The sequence below is a fragment of the Achromobacter mucicolens genome (assembly GCF_029866465.1).
GTDB lineage: Bacteria > Pseudomonadota > Gammaproteobacteria > Burkholderiales > Burkholderiaceae_B > Achromobacter > Achromobacter mucicolens.
The window spans coordinates 2,076,833-2,103,434 of record NZ_CP123364.1 but is presented as its reverse complement, the minus strand read 5'-3'; the positions used below and the strand labels follow the sequence as shown (position 1 = coordinate 2,103,434).

General features: G+C 65.3%; 20 protein-coding genes. 14 read left to right on the top strand and 6 right to left on the bottom strand.

The genetic code is table 11. The annotated features are described in order from the left end of the window. Positions 1-3: 3 nt before the first annotated feature. The 6 genes from QEP15_RS09565 (at position 4) to QEP15_RS09540 (ending at position 7,079) form a co-directional block, all read left to right on the top strand. Entirely contained in the window at positions 4-1,608 is a 1,605-nt protein-coding gene (locus QEP15_RS09565) for an AMP-binding protein (RefSeq protein WP_280148714.1), read from the top strand. Between the two features lie 13 nt (positions 1,609-1,621). Then, a complete protein-coding gene (locus QEP15_RS09560) occupies positions 1,622-2,365 on the top strand; it encodes a GntR family transcriptional regulator (protein WP_108696996.1) in 744 nt (247 codons plus the stop codon). Between the two features lie 173 nt (positions 2,366-2,538). Continuing rightward, positions 2,539-3,768 (top strand): ABC transporter substrate-binding protein, encoded by a 1,230-nt coding sequence (locus tag QEP15_RS09555; RefSeq protein ID WP_416372814.1) that lies wholly within the window; start codon positions 2,539-2,541, stop codon positions 3,766-3,768. A 148-nt stretch (positions 3,769-3,916) separates the two neighbouring features. Further along, positions 3,917-5,137: a hypothetical protein gene (locus QEP15_RS09550; RefSeq protein ID WP_279990535.1), complete on the top strand. Its 1,221-nt coding sequence runs from the start codon at positions 3,917-3,919 to the stop codon at positions 5,135-5,137. A gap of 49 nt (positions 5,138-5,186) precedes the next feature. Beyond that, a complete protein-coding gene (locus QEP15_RS09545) occupies positions 5,187-5,624 on the top strand; it encodes an NUDIX hydrolase (protein WP_152384054.1) in 438 nt (145 codons plus the stop codon). A gap of 60 nt (positions 5,625-5,684) precedes the next feature. Continuing rightward, on the top strand, positions 5,685-7,079 hold the full coding sequence (locus QEP15_RS09540; RefSeq protein ID WP_152384053.1) for a GntP family permease: 1,395 nt from the start codon (positions 5,685-5,687) through the stop codon (positions 7,077-7,079). Here QEP15_RS09540 and QEP15_RS09535 read toward each other — a convergent pair. Continuing rightward, positions 7,058-7,969 carry a LysR family transcriptional regulator gene (locus QEP15_RS09535; RefSeq protein WP_152384052.1) on the bottom strand — a complete coding sequence of 304 codons (912 nt, stop codon included), beginning with the start codon at positions 7,967-7,969 and terminating at the stop codon, positions 7,058-7,060. The genes QEP15_RS09540 and QEP15_RS09535 overlap by 22 nt on opposite strands. Before the next feature lie 125 nt (positions 7,970-8,094). Here QEP15_RS09535 and QEP15_RS09530 point away from each other — a divergent pair, with 125 nt between their 5' ends. Both QEP15_RS09530 and QEP15_RS09525 read left to right on the top strand, forming a co-directional pair. Then, positions 8,095-8,838, top strand: a complete 744-nt coding sequence (locus QEP15_RS09530) for an SDR family oxidoreductase (protein WP_062840814.1) — start codon at positions 8,095-8,097, stop codon at positions 8,836-8,838. 322 nt (positions 8,839-9,160) lie between these two features. Then, positions 9,161-10,045, top strand: a complete 885-nt coding sequence (locus QEP15_RS09525) for a crotonase/enoyl-CoA hydratase family protein (RefSeq protein WP_175156749.1) — start codon at positions 9,161-9,163, stop codon at positions 10,043-10,045. Between the two features lie 187 nt (positions 10,046-10,232). On the opposite strand, the gene QEP15_RS09520 is transcribed toward QEP15_RS09525, so the two are convergent. From QEP15_RS09520 to QEP15_RS09510, 3 genes are all read right to left on the bottom strand, one after another. After that, positions 10,233-11,528, bottom strand: coding sequence for a T6SS immunity protein Tli4 family protein (locus tag QEP15_RS09520; RefSeq protein WP_280148713.1), 1,296 nt, complete (start codon positions 11,526-11,528; stop codon positions 10,233-10,235). After that, complete coding sequence (locus tag QEP15_RS09515) at positions 11,525-13,348, bottom strand: esterase/lipase family protein (RefSeq protein WP_152384050.1); 1,824 nt, start codon at positions 13,346-13,348, stop codon at positions 11,525-11,527. The genes QEP15_RS09520 and QEP15_RS09515 overlap by 4 nt, the downstream gene beginning before the upstream one ends. Positions 13,349-13,445: 97 nt before the next feature. Further along, positions 13,446-15,953, bottom strand: a complete 2,508-nt coding sequence (locus QEP15_RS09510; RefSeq protein WP_280148712.1) for a type VI secretion system Vgr family protein — start codon at positions 15,951-15,953, stop codon at positions 13,446-13,448. Between the two features lie 147 nt (positions 15,954-16,100). Here QEP15_RS09510 and QEP15_RS09505 point away from each other — a divergent pair, with 147 nt between their 5' ends. Then, entirely contained in the window at positions 16,101-16,247 is a 147-nt protein-coding gene (locus QEP15_RS09505; protein ID WP_193725275.1) for a hypothetical protein, read from the top strand. A 24-nt stretch (positions 16,248-16,271) separates the two neighbouring features. Here the strand turns inward: QEP15_RS09505 and pdeR are convergent, their stop codons facing one another. After that, a complete protein-coding gene (pdeR, locus tag QEP15_RS09500) occupies positions 16,272-18,269 on the bottom strand; it encodes a cyclic di-GMP phosphodiesterase (RefSeq protein WP_175156748.1) in 1,998 nt (665 codons plus the stop codon). A 289-nt stretch (positions 18,270-18,558) separates the two neighbouring features. After that, positions 18,559-19,554, bottom strand: a complete 996-nt coding sequence (locus tag QEP15_RS09495) for a Bug family tripartite tricarboxylate transporter substrate binding protein (protein WP_142049350.1) — start codon at positions 19,552-19,554, stop codon at positions 18,559-18,561. 222 nt (positions 19,555-19,776) lie between these two features. Between QEP15_RS09495 and QEP15_RS09490 the strand changes: the two genes are divergently transcribed. From QEP15_RS09490 to QEP15_RS09470, 5 genes are all read left to right on the top strand, one after another. Then, positions 19,777-21,552: an IlvD/Edd family dehydratase gene (locus QEP15_RS09490; RefSeq protein WP_062840811.1), complete on the top strand. Its 1,776-nt coding sequence runs from the start codon at positions 19,777-19,779 to the stop codon at positions 21,550-21,552. A gap of 16 nt (positions 21,553-21,568) precedes the next feature. Further along, positions 21,569-22,285, top strand: coding sequence for a GntR family transcriptional regulator (locus tag QEP15_RS09485; RefSeq protein ID WP_062840810.1), 717 nt, complete (start codon positions 21,569-21,571; stop codon positions 22,283-22,285). A 158-nt stretch (positions 22,286-22,443) separates the two neighbouring features. Then, on the top strand, positions 22,444-22,965 hold the full coding sequence (locus QEP15_RS09480; RefSeq protein ID WP_152384048.1) for a sigma-70 family RNA polymerase sigma factor: 522 nt from the start codon (positions 22,444-22,446) through the stop codon (positions 22,963-22,965). An 8-nt stretch (positions 22,966-22,973) separates the two neighbouring features. Continuing rightward, entirely contained in the window at positions 22,974-24,026 is a 1,053-nt protein-coding gene (locus tag QEP15_RS09475; protein WP_152384047.1) for a FecR family protein, read from the top strand. Positions 24,027-24,096: 70 nt separating this feature from the next. After that, a complete protein-coding gene (locus tag QEP15_RS09470; RefSeq protein ID WP_175156746.1) occupies positions 24,097-26,532 on the top strand; it encodes a TonB-dependent receptor in 2,436 nt (811 codons plus the stop codon). The last annotated feature ends 70 nt before the right edge of the window (positions 26,533-26,602 follow it).

Below are 26,602 nucleotides of genomic sequence, written 5' to 3'. Positions count from 1 at the left end.
GCCATGCCGCTGTCCCACTCCACGTTCTCCCAACACCTGGATGCGCTGGCGGCCCGTCAGCCCGATGCCATCGCGCTGATCGACCGCGACCAGCCGCTGCGCCTTGCCGACCTGCGCGCGCGCAGCCGCGCGTTGGCGGCTGGCCTTGCCCGCATCGGTGTGCAGCCCGGCCACCGCGTCGCCGTCTGGCTGCCCAATTGCGCCGCCTGGGTCGAAACCTTTCTGGCATGCGCGCATCTGGGCGCGCTGGTGCTGGCCGTCAACACGCGCTTCCGGTCGGTGGAGGTGGCCGACATCCTGGGCCGCGGCCGCGCCGACTGGCTGGTGTACTGGCCCGACTTCAAGGGCATCGACTTCCAGGGCATCCTGGATGGCGTGGCGCCCGTGGATGCGGAGCCGTTGCAGGGCGCGGTCGCCCTGGCCGGACCGGACGAACTGCCCCCGGCATCGCTGCACGGCAAACCGGTGCACCGGTACGACGCGCTGCTGGCCTGCGCCGACCCTGCGCCCGCCGCCCACCCCAATGCCGGCGTGCTGTGCTTCACCACATCCGGCACTACTTCCAAGCCCAAGTTCGTCCTGCACGACCAGAAGACCCTCTTGCGGCACGGCGCCATGGTCGCGCAAGCGTTTGGCTACGACGACCGGGCCTGCGTGCTGGCCAGCGCGCCATTCTGCGGCGCCTTCGGGTTTGCCACGCTGGTGGGCGGCCTGGCCCGCGGGGTGCCCGTCGTCTGCGCGCCCGTTTTCGATGCAGCCCAATCGGCACGCGCCATCGCCCGCCACGCCGTCACGCACACCTACGCCAACAATGAGGCCCTGGTCGGCATGATGCAGGCCGCCGCGCCCGGCACGTTCTCGTCCGTCCAGTTGTTCGGTTTTGCCAGCTTCACGCCCGCGCTGGACAACATGCTGGACCTGGCCCGCGCGGCCGGCGTCCCGTTGACCGGCCTGTACGGCTCCAGCGAACTGATTGCGCTGGTGGCCGGCCAGCCGCGCGATCCCGCCGAAGGCGACGTGTCGGCGCGGCACCAGCCCGGCGGCACGCTGATCTACCCGGGCGCCCGCGTGCGGGCCCGCGATCCCGAAAGCGGCCAGGTGCTGCCGCACGGCCAGTCCGGCGAGATCGAGATCCTGTCGCCCAGCCTGATGCTGGGCTACCTGGACAATCCGGACGCCACCCGCGCGGCCCTGACGGCCGACGGCTACTTCAAGACCGGCGATCTGGGCTATACGCTGACCGACCGGCAATTCGTGTTCCAGACCCGGATGGGGGATTCGCTGCGGCTCTCGGGCTTTCTGGTCAATCCGGTGGAGATCGAGCAGGTCGTCGAAACCCTGCCGGGCGTGCGCGCCTGCCAGGTGGTGGGCGCCACGCGCCACGGCAAGATCGTGCCCTACGCCTTCGTGCTGCTGCACGCGGGCGCCCAGGCCGACCCGGCCGGTTGGACCGCCGCGTGCAAGGCGGCCATGGCGGGTTTCAAGGCGCCCGCCGGGTTTACCGTGCTGGACGCCTTTCCGTCGGTCGAGAGCGCCAACTCGGTCAAGATCCAGAAGCACCGGCTGCGCGAGATGGCGGACGCTATGCTCTCGGGTTCCGCGTCATAACCATCCGCCCGCCATGCCCGCCCGCAAGCTTTTTTCGCGCAGTCCCCAGCCGCTTTATCTGCAGGCCGCCGCGCTGTTTCGCAGCCACATCCAGAACCGGACGTGGCGGCCCGGACAGCAGATTCCGCCGCTGGAATCGTTGATGGAAACCTACGGCATCTCGCGCGCGACGATCCGCCAGGCGTTCGGCCTGCTGGAAGAGGACGGCCTCATCCGGCGCTCGCGCGGGTCGGGCACCTTTGTGAACGCCGAGCTGCCGGAAACGCCCACGCTGCTCATTCCCAAGACCTGGGCCGAAACCGTCGAGCTGAGCAACCAGCTGGGCACCGTGTCGCTGGTCGAGTCCAATGCCGACTCCCCCCTGCCCGACACGCTCGGCATGCCGTGCGGCGCCGACCGCAGCGGCAGCTTCCAGTACCTGCGGCGCATCCACACGACCGATGCAGGCCCCTTCTGCTACAGCGAGGTCTTTCTGGACAGCGGCCTCTTTCGCAAGCATCGCGCCCGCATCCAGAAGAGCACCGTCGCGCCGGTGCTGGACCAGTTCTACGGGGCGCGCATCTCCGAAGCGCGCCAGGTCCTGAACGTGATCGAGGCGGGTCAGGAGTCGGCCGAATCGCTGCAGATTCCCGTGTCCTCGCCGGTGGCCGAACTGCGCCGCTATGCCTGCATCGACGGCCGCGTGGTGTATTTCGCGCGGCTGGAATTTCCGTTTCGCAAAGTGCGGATGGAATTCGACCTGCTCACCAACCGCTGACCGACTTGCGTACCCGCCTCAAGGAGACCATCGCCCACCCATCGCCCGCCCGCTGTCCCAACCCCACACAAGGCGCCAGATCAATAAAACCAGGACACGCGCCCGCACTATCCGAAAAGAATCCGGCATACAGGGAGACAACCATGAAGCATGCCGACAAGACCCGGATTTCAATGCAGTGCCGCAGCACGATCATCCAATTGTTTACCGCCACGGCGATAGCTGCCGCCGCCGGCGCACACGCGCAATCGCCTGCGCCCGCCGTCTCTGACGACGTGGTGCGGCTGGGCCTGATCCTGGACATGAGCGGCGTCTATGCCGACGTGACCGGCAAGGGCAGCGCCACCGCCGCCGAGATGGCGATCGCCGATTTCGGCGGGACCGTGCTGGGCAAGAAGGTGGACCTGCTGGTGGTGGACCACCAGAACAAGGCCGACATCGCCGCCGCCAAGGCGCGCGAGTGGTACGACACCCAGAAGGTCGACGCCATCATGGACGTCGCCGGCTCCGCGCCCGCGCTGGCCGTGCTGGAAGTGGCGCGCGAAAAGAAGAAGATCGTCGTCTTCAGCGGACCGGGCACCGAGCGCATCACCAACGACCTGTGCTCGCCCTATTCCGTGCACTACACCTACGACACCTGGTCGCTCGCCAACACCACCGCGCGCGCCACCGTCGAGCAAGGCGGCAAGAGCTGGTACTTCCTGACGGCCGACTACGCGTTCGGCCACACCCTGCAGGCCTCGGCCACCGACGTCGTAAAGGCCAACGGCGGCACCGTGCTGGGCGCCTCGCGCCACCCGCTGGGTTCCAGCGACTTTGCCTCGTACCTGTTGCAGGCGCAAGCCAGCAAGGCACAGATCGTCGGGCTGGCCAACGCGGGCGGCGACACAGTCAACGCCATCAAGGCGGCCAGCGAATTCGGACTGACCAAGGGCGGGCAGAAGATGGCGGGCCTGCTCCTGTACATCAACGACATCCACGCCATCGGCCTGGACGCCGCCGCGGGCCTGACGCTGACGGAAGCCTTCTACTGGGACATGAACGACCAGACCCGCGCCTGGTCGCAGCGCTATTACGACAAGCTCAAGAAGATGCCCAACATGAGCCAGGCGGGCACGTATTCGTCGGTGATGCACTACCTGAAAGCCGTGCAGGCGGCGGGCACCGACGAACCCACTGCCGTCATGAAGCAGATGAAGGCCACCCCCATCAACGACTTCTTCGCCACCAACGGCCGCATCCGCGAGGACGGCCGCATGGTCCACGACATGTACCTGTTCGAGGTGAAAAAGCCGTCGGAGTCCAAGCGGCCGTGGGACTACTACAAGCTGGTGGCCACGCTGCCCGGCGACCAGGCCTTCATGCCGCTGTCCCGGTCGACGTGCCCGCTGGTGAAGAAGTAGCGCGGCAGGCGGTCCTGCGGCGGGCGGACGCGGCTGATGGGAACCGCGGCGGGTAACCCCCGCCGCGGGATACGCCCGCCGCGGGAAACGCCCGCCGCGGGAAACGCCCGCCGCGTTATCCTTGCGGCTTTGCCTTCGCCGCTCCGACATGCCACACCGCGCAGCCCGCATCATCGAGGGAAAGATTGACCAGATCCGGCTCGCAACGCCGGTCCGGCGAAACGATGTCTTCCTGCGGGTCGGCGCGGAAATCCTCTGGGGTTCCGGGCTGGACCCATCGCACATCGCCCAGCTGCGCGCCTTCCACGACAAAGGCACGGCCGTGCGCATTGGCGTGCTGGAGGCCCAGCATGGCCTGAACCGCTTCTGTTGGGCCGTGCCGGCGCGGGGCGATCCCATTGCTCCGCTCACCTACCAGACCGCGCAACGGCGTAGCGGGCGCGAGGCCGCGATCTGCGGCGCCGTGGGCGTGATCGCGCTGGGTGCGGCGTGGCTGTCCGGGATCGCGACGCTGCCGCGCGTATTCCTGATGGTGTTCGCGCTGGTGATCGCGTTGATGGGGCTGGTACTTGCCGCGAATGCCTTGCATGTCCTCTGGCACAACCGCCGCGAGCGGCCACGCATTCTCGCCAGCGAGGCGCAGTTCGATCCCGCCCGGCGGCCAGCGGCCATGGCGGGCACTTCAGCCGCGCCAGCCGCCCCGCGCCCCCGGCACGAACCCGCTGCGCTGACGCAGGATGGCGATCCGCCCCTGCTCCTGATCCGGGGGCAGCTCGACGGGATCACGCATGAAACGCGGCATGTGCACAAAGGCCCGACCTACGGCCACTATCGCTTTTCCATCCAGGGCCGCCCGTTCCTGATGACGGTCGATGAATCGCTGGGAAGCTGGCAGCCGTTCCTGGCGCAGGACGATGCCGTTGAAATGGCCGTCAACGCCCAGCCGGTTCCGGGCGAACCGCATGCGGTGTATGCGCTGCGCAATCTGGAGGACGGGCGCGCCTATATGTGTCATCTGCGATTCCGCGCCATTCCCGGCCGCGACACGCCGGTCGGCGTCGGCATGAACCAGCGCGCGCCCCTGCTCAAGGCCATCGGCGGCCTGATGCTTGCGGTCTGGCTGTTTCTGATTGGCCTGACCTGGTTCATGGACCCCGACGCATTGCAGGGCGACTTTCCGGAACTCGCGCTCTTCATCCTGGGGATGTTCCTGCTGGTTTGGCTGTGCTTTGCGCTGCCGCTTCTGTGGCTCGACATGCGGTGGCGCATGGGCAGGCCGACACGGCGCCAGCGCATCACCGAACGCATCTACGCGCTGCTCGGTCTGGGCACGCCGTTCGCCCCCAGCCAACGCATCGAAGAGGTGTGACCGGACCGGCGTATCCTTGCCGCATGCCTGACTGCCGCTGGAGACCCGCATGACCCAACCCGCCCCGCGCCCCATCGCCGCCACCATCGCCGCCGTCGTGCGCGACGGCCACGTGCTGCTGGTGCGCCGCGCCAATCCGCCCGATCAGGACCGCTGGGCGTTTCCGGGCGGCAAGATCGATGCGGGCGAACGCCTTCCCGATGCGGCCGCGCGAGAGTTGCTGGAAGAAACGAGCGTCACCGCCGAGCCGCTGCACGTCTTCGACGCCGTCGACGTGTTCGACCGCGACGACGCAGGCGCCCTGCGCCGCCACTTCATCCTGATCGCGGTGCTGTGCCGCTGGGTGTCAGGCGAACCGGTCGCCGGCGACGATGCCCGCGACGCGCGCTGGGTGTCCCTGGCCGATCTTGATGCCCACGCGCTGGCCACCAGCTTCGGCGTCGCGGAACTGGCGCACAAGGCGGCGGATTTGATGGCAGCGCGCTGACCGCCCGATACGTTAAGGTGTAGCCCCACACCCCTTGTCTCTTCATTCCTGGAGTACCGAATGACCGGATTGTTCATCGTGGTGGCGGCGTTGGCGTTCTTGATGCTGGCGGCGTATCGAGGCTATAGCGTCATCCTTTGCGCGCCCATTGCGGCGATGGGCGCGGTGCTGCTGACGGACCCGTCGGCGCTGGCGCCCGTGTTCTCGGGCATCTTCATGGAGCGCATGGCGGGCTTTGCCAAGCTCTACTTCCCCGTGTTCCTCCTGGGCGCCGTGTTCGGCAAGCTGATCGAGCTATCGGGCTTTTCGCGCGCCATCGTGCAAGCGGTGCTGCGGCTGATCGGCGCCGAGCGCGCCATCGTGGCCATCGTGCTGGTCTGCGCGGTACTGACTTACGGCGGCGTGTCGCTGTTCGTGGTGGTGTTCGCGGTGTACCCGTTTGCCGCCGAGATGTTCCGCCAGGGCGGCATCCCCAAGCGTCTGATGCCGGGCGCGATCGCGCTGGGCGCCTTCACGTTCACCATGACGGCGCTGCCGGGCACGCCGCAGATCCAGAACATCATTCCGACGACCTTCTTCGAGACCACGACCTGGGCCGCGCCCTGGCTGGGCCTCATCGGCGCCACGTTCACGCTGACCGCGGGCATCGCCTACCTGGAATGGCGCCGCAAGCGCGCCGCCGCGGCCGGCGAGACCTACGGCACGGACCTGCGCAACGAACCCGCCACGCCCCCCGCCGAACGCAATCATCATCCGCTGATCGCGCTGCTGCCGCTGGTGGTGGTGGGGGTGATGAACTTTCTGCTGACGCGCTGGATCCCGGGCTGGTACCCGGCCGGTTCCGAAGTGGACCTGCCCGGCCTGCCCAAGCCCCTGCCCGTCAACGCGGACGAACAGGTGGCGCTGTGGGCCGTGATGGGTGCGCTGATCGCGGGCATCGTCACCATCCTGCTGTTCTCGTTTCGCGCCATCAAGTCGCATTTTGCCGAGGGCAGCAAGAGCGCCGTGTCGGGCGCGTTGCTGGCCTCGATGAACACCGCGGCCGAGTACGGGTTCGGCGGCGTCATCGCCGCGCTGCCGGGCTTTCTGCTGGTGGCGCAGGCCCTAAAGGCCATTCCCGATCCGCTGGTCGGCGAAGCCGTGGCGGTGACGACGCTGGCCGGCATCACCGGGTCGGCCTCCGGCGGCATGAGCATCGCGCTGGCCGCGATGTCGCAGACCTTTATCGACGGCGCCCTGGCGGCCGGCATTCCCATGGAAGTGCTGCACCGGGTTGCTGCGATGGCAAGCGGCGGCATGGACACGCTGCCGCACAACGGCGCGGTCATCACGCTGCTGGCGGTCACGGGGCTGACGCACCGCCAGTCCTATGGCGATATCTTCGCCATCACCCTGATATCGACGCTGTCGGTGTTCCTGGTGATCGGCGTGTTCTACCTGACCGGCATCGTCTGATCGAAGGCGGCGGCAAACACGCCCGCCAGCCACTGCGTGAACACGCGCACCCGCGCCGGCACCTGCCGGTTCTGCGGCGTCAACACCGACACCGGCATCGGCGCGGGCGGCGCGTGGGGCAGCACGATCCTCAAGTGCCCCGCCGCTAGTTCGCGTTCCACGCGATAGCGCGGCACCTGCACCATTCCCAGGCCCGCCAACGCCGCGCTGGTGTAAAGCTCGGCGCCGCTCACGCTGACCACCGCGCGCGGGCGCACCTGCACGATGCGGCCATCGACCCAAAAATCCAGCGGCGCCGCGCGGCCCGTGGCGCTGGACACGTAGTCCACGGCCAGGTGCTTTTCCAGCGCCTGCACGCTGTCCGGCATGCCATGTCGAGCCAGATACGCGGGGCTGGCCACCGTCACCTGCGGCATCTGCGCAATCGTCCGCCCCACAAGCGTCGAATCCTGCAGCACGCCCGCCCGCAGCACGCAATCCACGCCTTCGCGCACCAGGTCCACCAGCCGGTCGTCTTCGCCCAAGTGCAGGGCAATGTCGGGATAGCGCTTCAGAAAGTCCGGCAGGCCGGGCATCACGAAAAAGCGGGCAAGCGTGCCCTGCGCATTGACCCGGAGCAGCCCCTTGGGGGCCGTATCCAGGAACGCGCCATCGGCTTCCTCCAGGTCGGCCAGCAGCCGCACGCACCGCCGGTAGTGGGCCTCGCCGTCGTGCGTCAGCCGCACCTGGCGCGTGGTGCGCTCGAGCAGGCGAGCGCCCAACCGGGCCTCCATGCGCTTGATCAGGTTGGTCACCGTGGCGCGCGGAATGCGCAGGTCATCGGAGGCCTTGGTAAAGCTGCCGCGCTCCGCAATGCGCACGAACACCTGCATTTCCTGGAATCGATCCATGCCTTTGGCTGCCCGCCGCACGGGCCTATTGTTAAAGCAAATGAAATTATCTTAGCAAACGCCGCCTAATTATCTTTCGAACGGAATAGTCGATCATATGCCTCACCCTTTCACGGAGAGATCGCATGACCGACCAAGCTTCCCAGCGTGTTGCCCTCGTCACGGGCGGATCGCGCGGCATCGGCGCCGCCATCGTGCGCCGCCTGGCCAATGACGGCTTTGCCGTCGCCATCAACCATGCGTCCGGCGCGGCAGACGCCGACGCCCTGGCCGCCGACATCCGCCAGGCCGGCGGACGCGCCCTCGCGGTGCGTGCAGACGTCTCCAAGCCGGATGCGGTGCGCGCGATGTTCGATGCCGTCACGGCCGAATTCGGCCGCCTGGACGTGCTGGTCAACAGCGCGGGCGTGCTGCAGGTGCAGCCGCTGGCGGACACCAGCGACGACCTGTACGACCGGACGTTCGACATCAACACCCGCGGCACCTTCAACACTTTGCGCGAGGCGGCCGCCCGCCTTGCCGATGGCGGCAGCATCGTCAATGTGTCCAGCACCACCGTCGCGCTCAACCTGCCCGGCTACTCGGTCTACATCGCCAGCAAGGCCGCGGTCGAAAGCCTGACGCAGGTCTTTGCCAAGGAACTGCGCGGCCGCCAGATCAGGGTGAATGCCGTCGCCCCTGGCCCCGTCGCCACCGAGCTGTTCTTCAAGGGCAAGAGCCCCGAGCTGATCGAGCACTACGCCAAGATGCCGCCGCTGGAACGCCTGGGCCAACCGGATGACATCGCGGGCATCGTCTCGTTCCTGGCGGGACCGGACAGCGGGTGGGTAAATGGGCAGATCGTGCGTGCGAATGGCGGCGTGGCCTGAAAATTTTTCGTGAGCGCCGGCGCCTTCCTGCGGCGCGCTCTCATCCCAACGCACGAGCCCGGCCAGTCGGCCGGGCTTTTCTTTCACGGCGCTGAACACCGCATATTTGCTGTTGTCCTCATCCGTTCTACCCATGCGTGCCTCGGCCGATGGACCGAGGGGCTGTTGCGGGTTTTGAAATTTTCCGATCGCGCGCTCGGGACTTTGCATTACAGAAAAGTCTGGCCAGTTGGACGAGGTTTGCATGAGACGGAGTGCCTAAGCCGTGGTTTAGCCTGACCCGGCAGTACTCCGACTCACCTTGATCGATTGGACGAAAGCAATGAATCAACTCATTCATCCGGACTGCCACCCCTTTACCGCCGCAGGCAATCTGAAGCAGATCTCCGCGTATTACGAAGAAGGTCGCCGTGTCATGTGGATGATGCTGCGCGCGCAACCGCGCCCGTGCTTTAACCATGAACTCATCGACGAGATCATGACCCTGGCGCGCGCCGCCAAGGATTCCGGCCTGCCCATCGACTTCTGGGTCACCGGTTCGCTGGTGCCCCAGATCTACAACGTTGGCGGCGACCTGAACTTTTTCGCCGAGGCCATCCGCACCGGCAAGCGCGAGGCGCTTCGGGCCTATGCCCGCGCCTGCGTCGACTGCGTGCATGCCGCCACGCGCGGTTTCGATACGGGCGCCATCTCGCTGGCCATGATCGAAGGCACCGCGTTGGGCGGCGGCTTCGAGGCCGCGCTGGCCCACCACTTCGTGCTGGCGCAGAACAATGCGCGCATGGGCTTTCCCGAAATGGCGTTCAACCTGTTTCCCGGCATGGGCGGCTATTCGCTGGTCGCGCGCCGCTCGGGCATGAAGCTGGCCGAAGAGCTGATCGGCACCGGTGAATCGCACACGGCCGAGTGGTATCACGGCCGCGGCCTGGTCGACGTGCTGTTCGAGCCCGGCGAAGCCTACAAGGCCACGCGCACCTTCATTGACGTCATGCGCCCCAAGCTCAACGGCATGCGCGCGATGCTGCGCGCCCGCCAGCGTGTGCTGAGCCTGTCGCGTTCCGAACTGATGGATATCACCGAGGATTGGGTCGAGGCGGCCTTCTCCATCGATCCGAAGGACCGCGCCTACATGGAACGCCTGGTGATGGCGCAGAACCGCCGCACGGCAGGCAGCTCGGAAGCCACCGAAGTGGCCACCATGCACTGAGCCGGCGGCGGGCCGCCGGTTGCGTCACGCAATCAGATGCAGCCGGCGGCGTTGCGGGATGTGTTGGCCAGAGCGTCCGCGACCATCCAGCGGCGCCGATCCATCTGGCGAACGCGGCAGTTGCATTTGGATGGGAAGCCCGAGGGAGCCCCCAGCAGGAGCCGGGAAGTTGGCCACTGCAAGCCCGTCAACTGGCAGATTTATCAGGGTTGTCTACCGGCCAACTCGACAGAAAATCATCGAGCGCGCGGCGATCCCTTTCGGCCTGCTCCCGCGAGATCGGCGACGCCCGATCATCCCCGGCATCGGGGCGCGGCAGCGCACCGGAACGCAGCCGAATCGTGGGAAGAATGGCGTCCCATGCGCTCATGGCTTCGTAATCGGTCAAAGACGACGTAATCGGGGGAATGCGTGCCGCCGACGACTGACGCGACTTTGCGGCGAATCTAGGCAGATAGCCCTCGGTCATCAGGAAGTCGGGCGCATCGCGGCGCGCCTGTCGTTCCGCGTCGCTCAGCCACGACAGGTGACCACCAGACTTTAACTGCACGGTCAGCGTGGGCCGCGACAGCCCAGGATCGGGCCGATAGGTCTCGGCACTGAACAAAAGCCGACGCACCCTTGCGCCATCGTCCTGCATGGAATCACTACCGAGCACATCCTCCTCGCCTTCCATGCCGGCAAAAGCACGGCGGCCTGATCGCAGCGTATCGAGCTTGGCGCCACCTCGCCGAAATAAAGGCAGTGCCGCCTGGCTGCGCTGCAACAACCGACGCGATTCGTCCGGCGTCACCGCGCTGCTGTTGATTTCCAGCGTCAGATCTCGCCGATCGGGGTCATAGAACTTGACGGTGGAAACTTCATGGTCGTGTGTGCCACGGATCACGATCGGACCAAGAACGAAGCCAGGACCCGCTCGAGCGGGATCACTGATGACAAAAATCTGCTTAGCCAGCGCTTGTAGCCGTTGCTCGACTGGATTGATTACTCCCTCGTAAGACTTGGCTTTTAGCAGTACGTAGATTGATCCCAATAACAAATGGACTTCATGGGTGTGATAGTTGTCGAGCGTCGTACCCTCGTAATAGCGAAGCAGCACTGCCTGTCGGTTTGCATCACCATCAACGTTTGCGTCAATGTCCCATGCACCCACCAGCATTGGCGCGCCCGCCATCTGATTGGTAATCGAGCTTAAACGCCGCTGCTTCCAATCAATTGCAGATTTAAACTGCGTCGCGGTAACCCCATGGTTGATGATCTGGATCCGGTCTACTTTAAAGTTCGCGCCCAGCCCGTAATACAGCGTGACCTCGCCGGATCCGTAGCGCCAAGACGATGGCAGGTCAACCAGATAGCGTCCCAACCCGTGGGTCGTCATTTTCGAGGTCAGTTCACTCACGGTGTCTTTCTCCGCGCCGGTGGGCTCGTAGGTGCAGCCACCCACGAGCAAGGAAAGGATGATGATTCTTAACCAGCGTGTCATGACGGCTTCCTGGCGTTTGCGGCGATCTTGATGATCGCGTAGAGAGAAAACGATCGGACGTTTTCGTTCTTGTATGAGCCTTCATGGTCAAAGCCTGCAAGACGAACTTGTTCGAGTACCTGCCCCATCGCGTACGACGCCAACGGCGCATTTCCCGAACGAGGCGGCACTGTGCCATCGCCAATTGCGTCCTGCTTATCGGCGTGAAGCTCCCAGTGACTTGTTTCGACGAGATGAGGAACATGCATGACCGAGCCTGCAAACGCAAAGGGCTGGCTCCATTGCGTGGCGCCCCCCACATAAACTGGGTTGCGGCCTTCGTCGCGGGTATCGCCCGTGCCCAACTCCGCGACATTTGCAGCGCTGGGACGCGGACTGCCGTTTGGTGCAATTCCAGGCCTCATGCGCCACACAATGTTTGCAAAACTGCGCTTGTCCTCGTCCGCGCCATAGAAGACGTAGGTAGCAGGGTGATACTGGCGCCGGGTGGCCGCATGAAACAGGCGCGCCTTTTCGATATTATTTTTATAATCTCCCCAGGTAATGGGTTGCCCGTCTTCAGGCGCCAGCCAAGCCTCTCTCACCAGCCCCCACCACCGGTCTCGCCGCAGATATATATCCGTATACGGATCGTTGGCTTTGGGTAAAGCAAGAATGGGAGCCTTGTCTTGGCCTTCCCGCAACTGCAACCACCCGGACGGGTAGTCTTCCGTGGGTAGCAGTTCCAACGCTCCTGGCGCCTGGGCGAAAACAGCAGTGATTTCGCGACCGTTGTTTCCAATGACAAGAGACGCAATCGAGCCTTGAATGCCGCTGGCTTCGTCAGCCATTCCCAATTTGCATCGCCGATAAGCGACCGGAGCACCTAGCGCGGGCATCACGCCGTGCAAAACGCCGGCTATCTTTTCCGACATTCCAGGCAATTGCTGACAGCGACGCGCCACCAGACCACCCATGGAATGCGTGACGAGGATCACCTGATCGCAACGATCGCCGTATCGCTCCCGCACCTGCTCGATACGTTCCGCCAGCAGCTGTGCAGCGTGCTCGTTGGAGGCAAGCCAGTTGTATCCGAAGGCGTGAACCGGCATCCAAAACTGCGCACGCTTCTGCAATTCGCCGAATGTGAGCGGAGAGACTTTGCCATTCCGCTCGGCGCCTTCATCCGACATGCCGCGTACTTTCATGGCTGTGTTTGGCGGGTACGGAACGCGTGGCTGCGCAGGCCGCGATGCAGGGTCGGACATGGAGTCGGTCGGGTGGAAATCTTGCCACTTCATGGGATCCCACCCGCGTCCGTTGAGGGTTCTCTCCAGCCACAACAGAAATCCGTGATAACTACCCTCACCCACTTCGCCCCAACCACGGTCCGTATACGCGTTAACCGGCCGACCGGCCGAATCCAAGACAAACAAGGAGGAAATGGATCCCGTGGTTCTGCTAGGCACGGCTCCGCGGTCGTCCACCGTCACACGGTCAGGATGCAGTAATCGCTGCCTGATACCGGCACCCAGAACCACATTCTTGATGAGATCTATAGGAACATACCCTGCCAAGCTGATATCCAGGCGCCAGACGGGATCCGCCTCAGTGTCAAGCTCTGTGGGCGGGTCGACTTTGAGATTCGATCCCATTATTCCGGGGACAAAAATCACTGGCAGCACATATGGCGGGCCGAGATTGAGCCGGACAGTTCCGGCGAGGCCGCTACTCGTGAGATTCCATTGATGTCGCAGGCGACCACTTGCATCAAAGTTCCAAGACGCGACGCGAGAACTATCTTCGTCCGGTAAATCAAGTGAACTCGGTGGTGTGTTCACGGCTTGACTCCTCTCGGGCAGCGGTGTTGTGGGCTTTTGTTGGCGCTGCAAACTCGGCAACCCGACGAACGGCGCGACGACAAAACTGCAAAAATAATTACGATGAATTTGAAGGATTGGCAGACCCCAGCCATACAACCTCCAGCCTTTCCGGACTCAGGCCTTTTTGCATTTGCAGCCTTCCGTTGGCGTCTGTCGTACCTGGAATTCGCGTGCCATCCGCACGGACGAGTTCGTATCGCTCAAAAGCGGCTGGCGAGCCATCGGGTAGATAGGCCACGAAATCGTCATCGAATGGCGCTTTATCCCAATGATTTAGAGATGTCGACAATGAGGCCGGCCCATCCACCGCAAGCGAAGCATGTATTTGCATTTGCGCGCCGAATAGTTCAATGCGCCCGTCAGCATGGAGCACCAATGCGCTCTTGCCACATCGCAAGGCCAGCGTCTCCCCTGCGGAAGCGATGAACTGCTCATTGGCTTCGTGAAGGACGCTTTTGCTTGCATGCACACTAACCGTACCGTGCTGGGCCTCTGTGATCACGTCGCCCTGATTGGCGAGATGGCGAATGCCGCCACTGAGCGCGAACGCGCTAATGCCTTCGCCAGCAGTAACGTGGATACGGCGGGCGGCCGTGACGGTTTGATCTTGCTGCGCGATGGTCTCGATATTGTCCGTGGCCGCCGTAAGAACGCTGGCCGCCGTCACGGTCGCAACGCCGGCAGGCGCGCCCATGACCACGACAGGTTGACCACCGTTTTCGCCTTGACGGTCATTCGCCCCTGCGCCCAATTGCTCTACAGCCCGAACAAGCTGTTCGCGCGCAGTGTGTTCAGCGTCCAACCCGCGGTGTTCCTGTGCGACGCCAAGCAGACTTCTCGCTTGCTGAGCGCTGGCCTTGAGCACCCGTGACAGTTCCGACACATCGAGCTGACTGCCGGCAGCCTGCGGTTGCGCGTAGGCGGTTACCAGTACGCCCTTGGCCGCGCGCAACGCGCCGTGTTCGTCGGTACGCAACTCGAAACCCTCTCCGCGAGGCTGCCCACCAGCCGGCCGAGGATGCGTGAGATAGCCCAAATGCAATTGCGTTTCGCCATGCTCGCTCATCAAGGCCGCGCTGATTTGCCCTGACGTGTCGTCCAGGCGCAGTTCATTGGCGCGATCACCCTTGTGCTCTTTGGATTTGACAGTGTTGAGCGTGTTGAACCTGGGAAGCCCATAGGGCGGCAGATTCGTCGCCCTATATGTCCGGCCGGTAATGATTGGCTGGTCGCAATCTCCGTCCAAAAAATCGACGATTACTTCCTGTCCGATCCGCGGAATGGCCATGTGACCCCACGCGGCGCCCGCCCAATTCTGCGAGACGCGTACCCAGCAGGAACTGTGTTCGTCGCGTGTTCCCAAGCGGTCCCAGGGAAACTGGACTTTGACACGGCCAAAGTCGTCACAGTAGATCTCTTCGTTGGCGGGCCCGACAACGGTGGCCATCTGTGGACCGTCGATCCGGGGCCTGTCGGCCGGTTCCGGCTTCCAGTCCACCTTGTCCGGCACGATGTCGGCGCGGTAGCGGTATTGCGTTCCCTGCGTAGACTCAGCGCTCTCTTCCTGCTGGCTCGTGTGCTGGATGCCGTGGTGCCGCACGCGCACGGGACGCCAACCGTGGTTCCATTCTTCGCGTGGATGACCAATCAGATCGAAAGCGACGCCTGGCACGAGACGCGGGTCATCGCCTTCGACCTGCGCCATGCGAGCGTCACGACGCAAGCCCAGGAGGCGGCTTTGGGTGAAAGGTTTACCGGCTTCGTCGCGCTTGTATCGACCGGGATAGTCGTAGCGTTCGTACCGGTGGGACTGGTGACTTAGCTCGTTGGCGACGGCCGAATGCTCTTGGTCATATTGCGGATGCGTATAGGTGTAGTCCCGCTGGGTCTGGCGTGCCGAGCGCACGTGTTCGGCATAAATGAAGCGTCGCAGCGCCGGTTCAGTTTGATTGCCCCCGGGCGCAGCGTTGTAAAGAACAGGACCACCATCGACTTCTCCGTGCACGTATATGCGGTCGCCGTGGATAAGACGGTGCCCCTGATCGCTGTGTGCAAACCGATAGAAGAAGCCTTCCTCGGCTGCCAGGCGAGCGAGAAACGTCAGGTCCGTTTCTCCGGCCTGCACACAGTATTCTCGTGGCAGGTGATCGTTTGTGGTGATTTGTTCGTAGTCCGTGATGCCGTGGGACCTGATGACTTTCTCAAGTATTTCCGGCACCGATTGCTGCTGGAAGATGCGCCAGTCAGAGCATAGGGCTGCGCGGGACAAGGCAGGCTCAATTACCGCCCGGTAGCGGGTTCGACGAAATCCCGTGTCGAGCTGCTCAAAGCTCGTGACGATTCCGTGCACGTGACGCACGGCCGATTCATTGCGCCAGATCGTGAAGAGTGCGGGTTGGTCCAGCAGCGCGCCGAAATCTACGGAAGGATCAAAACAGGATAAGTCGACGCGCAGACAGTATGGTTCAGACAATGCTTCGTCGAGCGTAAATTGCACCACTTCAAATTCCAGTTCGGCGAAGGTGGGCACGAACGAGAACCGCAGATCGGAAAGATGAAGCACGTGGAAATCCAGCGCAATCAAGGGACAGCCAAATCAGTCAAACTGCCTTGGTCTGGCGGTCACCGTGGAATGTCGAATTGACGTCTGGAAGTATCAGCGAAAGGTTGATTCCAGAAACTAAGGTTTATTCGAAAGTTGAAAGTAACCTTGCTTCACTTGAACGAGGCGCCTTCGGCTCGGCCTGATGATTGCGCCACGAATGCGGCCAGGACCTACCTGGAACGGCTGGCGATGGCGCAGAACCGCCGCCCGGCAGGCAGCTCGGAGTCCACCGAAGTGGCCACCATGCACTGATCCGGCGGCGCGCCGCCGGTTGCGTCACGCAATGAGATGCAGCCGGCGGCGTTGCGCCAGCCAGGCGGTGAACTCTTGCGCCGGCATGGGCTTGGCGTACAGATAGCCCTGCTTGGCGTCCACGCCCAGAGTGTCCAGGAAGACCGTTTCTTCCTGGGTTTCCACGCCCTCGGCGATGACCTTGAGCTCCAGCGTGCGCGCCACCGCGACGATGGCGCGCGCCAGCGCCTGCGACACCGGATTCTCGTTCACGCCGCGCACGAAGCTGGCGTCGAGCTTGATCGCGTCCAGCGGAATGCGCGCCAGCTGCGACAGCGACGAATAGCCCGTGCCGAAGTCGTCCAGGTGCACGCGCGCACCAAGTTGCCGGAACTGCTTGATGAGTTCGATGGCCGCGTCCTCATCGTCGATCAGGCAGCTTTCCGTCAGTTCGATATCGAGAAGGCAGGGATTGAGGCTGGCGTCGTTGATGGCCCGCATGAATTCGCTGACCACGCCCTTGTCGTCCAGCTGGCGGGCCGACATGTTGATGGCGATGCGCAGGTTCAAGCCGTCGCGCTTCCAGGCCGCCGCCTGCCGCGCGGCTTCGCGCATCACCCAGACACCCAGCGGCGAGATGAGGCCCGACTCCTCGGCATACGGAATGAAGGTGTCGGGTCCGACCATGCCGCGCTCCGGAGAGCGCCAGCGCACCAGCGCTTCCACGCCGTCCACCTCGCCGGTGCGTCCCACCAGCTTGGGCTGGTAGTACAGCATCAGATGATTCTCGGCCAACGCCTTGCGCAGATTGGTGTCCAGCCACACGTAGTCCGCGTTGCGGCGGTCCATGTCGGGCTGGAACACCCGGTACGTATGGCGGCCCGCTTCCTTGGCCACATACATGGCGATGTCGGCGCTGCGCACCACGCTGTCCAGGTCGGCCCCGTGGTCGGGATACATGGCGATGCCGATGGAACAACTGGTGTAGACCTCGATGAGGCCCTGGCGGAAGGGCTCGCGCAGCCGGTCAATGATGCGCTGCGCGGTCGCCTCCAGCTGCCAGGCCTGCGCTTCTTCCTGCAGCACGATGAATTCGTCGCCACCCAGGCGGGCCAGCGTCTGTCCATCGGAAAGGCAGTTCGAGATGGCGACGGCCACGGCTTTCAACAGCCGGTCGCCGAAGCCGTGGCCGTAGTGGTCGTTGATGCGCTTGAAGTTATCCAGGTCCAGGAACAGCACCCCGCCCCGCCCCTCCCGGCCAGCGTCCAACGCGGCCTTCAACCGCGACGTGATCGCGTGCCGGTTGGGCAGGTTGGTCAGCATGTCGGTGTTGGCAAGCACCCGCAGGCGTTCCTGCGCCTGACGCTCTTCCGTGATGTCCGTGCCCGAACAAATCAGGTAGACGCGCTTTTCGCCGCTGCCGCTGGTGACGAACTTGTTGCGGAACAGAAAGAGGCGCGGCCCCTTGACGGTGTTGATCGTGCGCTCGACCTCATACGACTGTCCGCGCTTGTAGAACTCGGCAATATTGCGGCGCGAGGCGATGGCTTCTTCGCGCGTCATGAACATCTCGAAGACGCTGCGGCCCACGATGTCCTGTTCGCGCTTGCCGGTGTATTCCTCGCTGAGCTTGTTAAAGCGCTGCACGCGGCCGTTCTGGTCGACGATGACGATGACTGAATTGGCTTCCGACACCACCGTTTCCGCGAACGACAGGCCTTCTACGAGGTCCTTGGCGACGGATTCGGTATCGGTGTGGGCCGATGCGGTGCCGGCCCATTCGTTCGGGTTGATCTTACGGCCGACCAGGTGCAGGTGCAGCAGATCGCCATACAGCATGATGTCGATGCGCACGCTGGACGTGATGCCAGTCAGGCTGCGCACGGCCTCGGCCTGATCCGGGCGCAAGGCCATGGCGATATTGGTCGCGCCCTTGACTGCGGCGAGTTCAATCGCATCGCTATCGGCGGACAACCGCCAATATGGGCTTTGCGTACCGAAATGCGTGTGCAGGATCGACTTTTCGTCCTGGTTCTCAGTCATTGGTATCCCCCCGCCGTCCTAAGGCCCGCGAAACACATTACGGGCTACTGAATTTGGGGTCAACCACCTTTGCGGCGGTGCAAGCCTATTTATTGCGGTTTATTGCACAGCCATTCCCGCAGCTTTGCAATTGTCTGAAATACAGGTGTTTTCCCGGCGCAGCCGGCGTGCAACGGGAATCGATTATTTCGCTTCCTTTCAATACCCGCAAAAACGACAACGCCGGAAACCCTTGGCGGATTTCCGGCGTGTGGCGGAGATGGCGCGCAAGGCGCCCGCGGCAATGGGCTTATTCGCCCTTCACGCCCGCCTCATCGATGACCTTGGTCCAGCGCGCCACTTCGGCCGACACACGCTTGCCGGCGTCGGCAGGCGTGGTCCACGTGGCGATCGCGCCCTGGTTCAGCAGCGACGCCTTCACTTCGGGCTTGGCCAGGATCTTCTTGAGCTCGGCATTCAGGCGTTCGATGACCGGCGCCGGCGTGTTGGCGGGCGCCACGATGCCAAACATCGAGCTGACCTCGAAGTCCTTCAGGCCGGCCTCGGCGGCGGTGGGCACGTCGGGCAGCGCATCGACGCGCTGCGGCGAGGTCACCGCCAGGGCGCGCAGCTTGCCCGCCTTGATGTTGGCCTGCGCCGCAGGCACCGTCTCGATCATGCTCAGCACCTGTCCGCCCATCAGGTCGGTCATGGCCGGGCCGCTGCCCTTGTAAGGCACGTGCAGGATGTCGGCGCCCGCCGCGCGCTTGAACATTTCGCCGGCCAGATGCTGGGGCGAGCCATTGCCGGCAGAGGCCATGGTCAGGTAGCCGGGCTTGGACTTGGCCAGCGCGATGAATTCGGGCAGCGTCTTGGCCTGCACCGACGGATTCACCACGAACACCAGCGGCACGGTGCCGACGATGGACACCGGCGCGAAGCTCTTTTCCACGTCGTAGGTGACGCGCCCGCGGTACAGCGCGGCATTGATCGAGTGGCTGGTCAGCGCACCCATCAGCAGCGTGTAGCCGTCGGGCTGGGCCTTGGCGACCTGGTCCGCGCCGATGTTGCCGGCAGCGCCCGCGCGGTTTTCCACCACCACGGTCTGGCCCAGCGCGCCCGTCAATTCCTGCGCAAGCACGCGGCCGATCACGTCGGTGGCGCCCCCGGGCGGGTAAGGCACGATCATGCGGATGGGCTTGTCCGGATAGGCGTCGGCGGCATGCGCCGGGGCGGAAACGCCGGCGCAAAGGGCCAGCAGGGAAAACAGCACGGCGCGGCGCGGCCGCAGACGCAGGTCTGACATAGGGTCTCTCCAAGCCGGGATGGGTATAGGAATGAACGGACGCCCGGTTCGTCAACCGCGCCAGTGTAGGGGTCCGAGCTTGATTGAAGAATCGCCATTTTTCTATCGACTGATCTTCATTTCAGATCAATAGAACGCATCTGCACAAACCGCTTGCGGGCGTTGCAAGGGGCTGGATATGATGACGCCGCAGGATTATCAATAATATTATCGGGACTGAAAATGACGGACGAGACCAAGGGCGGCAAGCCCGGCAAGGGCCCCTTCGACAGCGACAGCGCCACCGCGCAAGGCGTCGCCCGCGGGCTGACCAATTACGGCGACAAGGGTTTTTCGCTGTTCCTGCGCAAGGCCTTCATCAAGGGCGCCGGCCTGTCGGACGATGCCCTGGCGCGTCCCATCATCGGTATCGTCAACACCGGCAGCAGCTACAACCCCTGCCACGGCAACGCCCCGCAGCTCATCGAGGCCGTCAAGCGCGGCGTCATGCTGGCCGGCGGCCTGCCGATGGACTTTCCCACCATTTCGGTGCACGAAAGCTTTTCCCAGCCCACCAGCATGTACCTGCGCAACCTCATGTCCATGGACACCGAGGAGATGATCCGCGCGCAGCCGATGGACGCCGTCGTGCTGATCGGCGGCTGCGACAAGACCGTGCCGGCGCAACTGATGGGCGCCGCCTCGGCAGGCGTACCCGCCATCCAGCTCGTCACCGGGTCGATGCTGACCGGCTCGCACCGCGGCGAGCGCGTGGGCGCCTGCACCGACTGCCGCCGCTACTGGGGCCGCTACCGCGCCGAGGAAATCGACGCCGTCGAGATCGCCGACGTGAACAACCAGCTCGTCGCCAGCGTGGGCACCTGTTCCGTCATGGGCACGGCCAGCACGATGGCCTGCATCACCGAAGCGCTGGGCATGATGGTGACCGGCGGCGCCTCGGCCCCGGCCGTCACCGCCGACCGCGTGCGCGTGGCCGAGCACACCGGCGCCACCGCCGTCGCCATGGCGGCTTCGCGCCTGACCCCGGACCGCATCCTGACCGGCAAGTCCATCGAAAACGCGCTGCGCGTGCTGCTCGCCATCGGCGGGTCGACCAACGGCATCGTCCATCTGACCGCCATCGCCGGCCGCCTGGGCATCGACATCGACCTGGCCGGCCTGGACCGCATCAGCCGCGAGACGCCCGTGCTGGTCGACCTGAAGCCGTCGGGCCAGCACTACATGGAAGACTTCCACGACGCGGGCGGCATGCCCGCCCTGCTGCGCGAGCTGCGTCCCTTCCTGCATCTGGACGTGCTCACCGTGTCCGGCCGCACGCTGGGCGAAGAACTGGACGACGCGCCCCCGCCCTTCAAGCAGGACGTCATCCGCACGGCCGCCGCGCCCATCTATCCGGTGGGCGGCCTGGCGGTGCTGCGCGGCAATCTGGCGCCCGGCGGCGCCATCATCAAGCAGTCGGCGGCCAATCCCCAACTGATGGAGCACGAAGGCCGCGCGGTGGTGTTCGAAGACGCCGAGGACATGGCGCGCCGCATCGACGACGACGCGCTGGACGTGACCGCCGACGACATCCTGGTGCTCAAGCGCATCGGCCCCACTGGCGCGCCGGGCATGCCCGAAGCCGGCTACATGCCCATTCCGAAAAAGCTGGCGCGAGCCGGCGTCAAGGACATGGTCCGGATCTCGGACGGCCGCATGAGCGGCACCGCGGCCGGCACCATCGTGCTGCACGTCACGCCGGAATCCGCCATCGGCGGTCCGCTGGCCTATGTGCAGAACGGCGACCGCATCCGCCTGTCGGTGGCCCGGCGCGAAATCGCGCTGCTGGTCGACGACGCCGAGCTGGCGCGCCGCGCCGCCGCCCAACCCATCACGCGGCCGGCAGCCGACCGCGGCTACCGCAAGCTCTTCCTGCAGTCCGTGACGCAGGCCGACCAGGGCGTCGACTTCGACTTCCTGCGCGCCGGCGTCACGCACGACACGGTGCCCAAGAAGTAAACCTGCCCTCGTTGCCATGAACGCCATCACGCCCGCCGCCTTGCAGGAACCCGCCCCCGACGCCGTACAGGCGGCGGTGGCCGCGCTGGAGGAAGACATCGTCTTCGGCCGGCTGCATCCGCGCGAACGCCTGACCGAGGACGAGCTGATGGCGCGTTTTGGCATGAAGCGGCACGCGGTGCGCCAGGTGCTGGTCGACCTGGAGCTTCTGGGCGTGGTCGAGAAAAAGCGCAACATCGGCGCGGTGGTGCGGGCGTTCTCGGTGCGCGAGGTCATGGAGCTGTACGCCTTGCGCGAGGTGCTGGAAGTGCATGCCGCCCGCCAGATGCCGCTGCCCGTGCCCGAAGCGCGGCTGGCCGCGCTGGTGGCAGTGCAGCGCGAGCACGACGCCGCGGTGGCCGCGGGCGACGCGCGCCGCGTGTTCCGCAGCAACCAGCACTTTCACCGTGAATTCGTCGGCCTGCTGGACAATGCCGTGCTGGGCCAGGCCATCGAGGAATACGCGCGCCGCACCCACCCGATCCGCTTCGGCTCGCTGGTGACAGCCGGCCACCGCGAACGGGCCCGGCAGGAACACTGGACGATGATCCAGGCACTGCGCGACGGCGACCGCGACGCGCTGATGGCCGTGTGCCGCGACCACCTGATCCCGTCGCGCGATGCCTATCTGGCGTCCCAACAGGCGTATGCGCAGACGCAGGGCGCGTACCCAGTCGCTGGCGCGCCGCGCTGACGCCTGCCGGCAACGCCCAGCCGCCCGCGCCCGGCAACAATTTGACAAGCCCTGCCTGGAATCGGTAATAATAACAATTACTATTTCCCGTAATTCGCATGAGCAGTTGTCCCGCCTCCGACTGCGAGGCGCCGGCGGCTTGATCAAAAGGTTGGATCTTGAGTACGCCGGGATGCGCCTTCCCCTCCTCCATCGAAACGCTTTATAGCGATCACCACTCCTGGCTGAGAGGATGGTTGCGCCGCCGCCTGGGCAACGCCGATCAGGCTGAAGACCTGGCGCACGACACCTTCATCCGCCTGCTTAGCAGCGACCGGATTCCGGCCACGCTCACCGAGCCGCGCGCGTTTCTGACCACCGTCGCCCAGCACCTGGTGTCCAACCACTGGCGCCGCGAGAAACTGGAGCGCGCCTATCTGGAAGCGCTGGCCCAGGCGCCTCAGGCGGTGCACTGGTCGCCCGAGGACCGGGCCATCGTGCTGGAAACCCTGCTGGAGCTGGACCGTCTGCTGGATGGGCTGCCCGCCATCGTTCGGCAGGCATTCCTGCTGTCGCAGCTGGACGGGCACACGCATGCCCAGGTGGCCGAGGCGCTGGGCATCTCGGTCCCCACGGTCAAGCGCTATCTCGTCAAGGCGTTGCAGCGCTGCTGCTTCGCCGATCTGTCTTTTAGCGGATGAGCCGCCGCATGTCCGCCTCGCCGTGGTACGCCGCCACCCGCGACGCGGCTGCCGTGTCGCCCGCCGTCGCGCAACGCGCGCTGGAATGGCTGGTGCAATTGCAAGACGACCCCGTTGCCCCCGAAACGGTGCGGGCATGGACCTCCTGGCGCGCCGCGCACCCCGACCACGAACGCGCGTGGCTGCGCATCGAATCCGTGCAAGGCCGACTGCAGCCGCTGGCTGCCCCGGGAAGCTCGGCCATCGCGCAGGCTGCGCTGGCGGCCCCCGCCTGCGCCAAGCGCCGGCGCGCATTGAAGGCCGTGAGCGTCCTGGGTATCACCAGCGGCGCGGCCTGGGGCGTCGGGCAGAGCGCCCCGTGGCGCACTTGGACGTCAGACCATCGCACCGCCATCGGCGAACACCGCAGCCTGACGCTGCCGGACGGAACCCGTGTGGTGCTGAACACCGACAGCGCCATCGACGTGCGCTACAGCGCGGGTTTGCGGCGCGTGGCGCTCATCACGGGCGAAATCCTGATCACCACCGCCCAAGAGACAGGCGTACCCCACCGGCCCTTTCTTGTCGAGACCGCGCACGGCACCGCGCGCGCGCTGGGCACCGAATACGCCGTGCGGCTGCTGGACACCTCGACCGAGGTCAGCGTGTTCGAAGGCGCGGTCCAGATCCGCCCGCGCGACGACGCCGCGCACGGACTGACGCTGCAGGCGGGACTGCGCGCCCATTACTCGTCACGTGGCGTCGCGCAGCCGGACGCCGCCGAGACCAACCAGATCGCCTGGAAGGACGGCTTCATCGTGGCGCGCGGCATGCGCCTGGCCGATTTCATTGCCGAACTCGGCCGCTATAGCCGCGATACGCTGAGTTGCGATCCCGCCGTGGCGGACCGGCTGCTGTCTGGTTCCTATCCCGTCAACAACGTGGACAAGGTGCTGGCCGCGCTCAGCGCCACGCTGGACATCCGCGTGGAAACCGAGACGCGGCGCTGGCGCGGCCGCCGCCTGCACCTCATCGCCGGCCCCGACACGGCGCGTCCGTCGCCGCTGTTACAAAAAAGCTGATCCGTTTTTCGATCCGAAGGGTCAAGGAGGGTGAGCACACAGCAACCTCACCTCTCTGAAAGGCCAGTTCATGAATCACGTCCGGGCGCCCAAGCGCCAGTCCTCCCGCATCCTGCGCCGCGCAGCCACGGCGCGTCTGGCGGGCCGCATCGCCACCGCCACGCTGCTCGCGGCCCCCGCACTGGCCGTCCCCACCGCCGCCCACGCGCAGGCCGCTGCCACGCGCAGCTACGACATTCCCGCGGGATCGCTTGAGGACGCGCTGGGCCGCTTCGGGCGTGAAGCCGGCATCGTGCTGTCGTTCCGGCCCGACGTGACGGCCGGCCTGCAAAGCAACGGACTGCGTGGCGCCTACGGCGTGCGCGGCGGGCTGGACGCCCTGCTGGCCGGCACCGGCATCCGCGTGCTGCCGCAGTCCAATGGCAGCTATGTGCTGGACCGCCCGGCCGGCGCGGGCATCGCCACAACGCAACTGCCCGCCGTGACGGTGACGGCCTCAGCCGCCGATCCCACCCTACCCGCGCCCTTCGCGGGCGGCCAGGTGGCGCGCGGCGGCGGCCTGGGCGTGCTGGGCACGGGCGACGTCATGGACGTGCCGTTCAGCACCACCAACTACACCGCGCAGATGATCGAGAACCAGCAGGCCCGCACGCTGGCCGACATCGTCATCAGCGAGTCCTCGGTGCGCACCACCACGTCCAGCGGCGGCTTCTCCGACGAATTCCAGATCCGCGGCTTTTCCGTCGCGGCAGGCGACGTGGGCCTGAACGGCCTGTACGGCCTGGCGTCCGCCAGCCGCATGCCCGCGGCCATGATGGAGCGCGTCGAAGTCCTGAAGGGCCCCGGCACGCTGATGAACGGCATCGGCCCCAGCGGCAGCATCGGCGGCGGCATCAACATCGTCACAAAGCGCGCGGGCGACGAACCCCTGACCCGCCTGACCACCACCTACCAGAGCAAATCGCAACTGGGCGGCCAGCTCGACATGGGCCGGCGCTTTGGCGAGAACAACGAATGGGGCATCCGCGTCAACGGCGTCTACAGCAACGGCGACACCAACATCGACGACGGCAAGCAGGAGCAAGGCGTGGGCGCGCTGGCGCTCGACTACCGCGGCACGAAGCTGCGCTGGTCGCTGGACGCCTACACCCAGCATGAAGACATCGACAATTTCCGTCCCCAGATCGGCTTCCAGTCGAACGTGACCTCGCTGCCGTCGCCGCCGTCCGGCCACCGCAACTTCTATCCCGGCACCAAGCTCAAGCTGAACGACTCGACCGTGGCCACCCGCCTCGAGTACGACATCAACGACCACCTGATGGTCTACGGCGCGACCGGCTACCGCTACGGCACCGCCGAGCAGACCTTCCCGTCCGGCCCCGCCGATGCGCTGGGCAATTTCACGGTATCCAACGCCTATTACGACTCGTATTCGCGCACCTGGACGGGCGACGTCGGCCTGCGCGCCCGCTTCGACACCTGGGGCGTCGGCCACACCGTCACCCTGTCGGCCACGCGCCTGGACCAGGAGTCCGGCAACGCCTACGTCACGTCCTCGGGCCCGGGCGTGCCGTCCAGCATCTACCGCCCCGCGCCGCTGCCCCCGGTCACGGCCTACCGTGGCGCGCCGCAAAAGGCGTCCAAGACCGAGTTGACCAGCTACACGCTGACCGACACCCTGTCCTTCGCCGACGACACCCTGCTGATCACCGGCGGCCTGCGCAACCAGCGCGTCGCGCTGGACAACTATTCCACCGCCACCGGCGCGCGCCTGAACGCCTATGACGAAAGCGCGATTTCCCCGGTCGCCGGCATCGTGTTCAAGCCGATTTCCAACGTCTCGCTGTATGGCAACTTCACCTCCGGCCTGACCCGCGGCGGCATCGCCCCCGCCACGGCCGCCAACGCCGGCCAGGTGTTTGCGCCCTACAAGTCCAAGCAATACGAAGCGGGCGTGAAGGTCGACTGGGGCAAGATCATCACCAGCGCCTCGGTGTTCCAGATCACGCGCCCCAACTCGATGACCGATCCCGACACGCGGATCTACAGCTTCGACGGCGAACAGCGCAACCGCGGCCTGGAACTGTCGGCCTTCGGCGAAGCCATGCCGGGCCTGCGCATGATGGCCAGCGCCACGTTCTACGACGCCACCCTCAAGCGCACTGCGGGCGGCGTGAACGACGGCAACGAAGCCAACGGCGTGCCCAAGAACACCTTCAACCTGGGCGTGGACTGGGACACCCCCTGGGTGCGCGGCCTGAGCCTGAACGCCCGCGTGATCCACACCTCGTCGATGTACTTCAACGCGGCCAACACCCTGACCCTGCCCTCGTGGACCCGCTACGACATCGGCGCGCGCTACAACACCGAGATCCTGGGCCGCTCCGTGGTGTTCCGCGCGAATATCGAAAACCTGTTCAACAAGGACTTCTGGCTGGCCAGCGGCTCGTACGCGACGGTGGCCGCGCCGCGCACGTTCTTGTTGTCGGCGCAGATTGATTTTTGATCCGTACGCCTGCAAGGATTCGCGGCCCCCGCGCCGCGAATCTGCTGCCTGCCGCAAAGCCGGCCTCCGC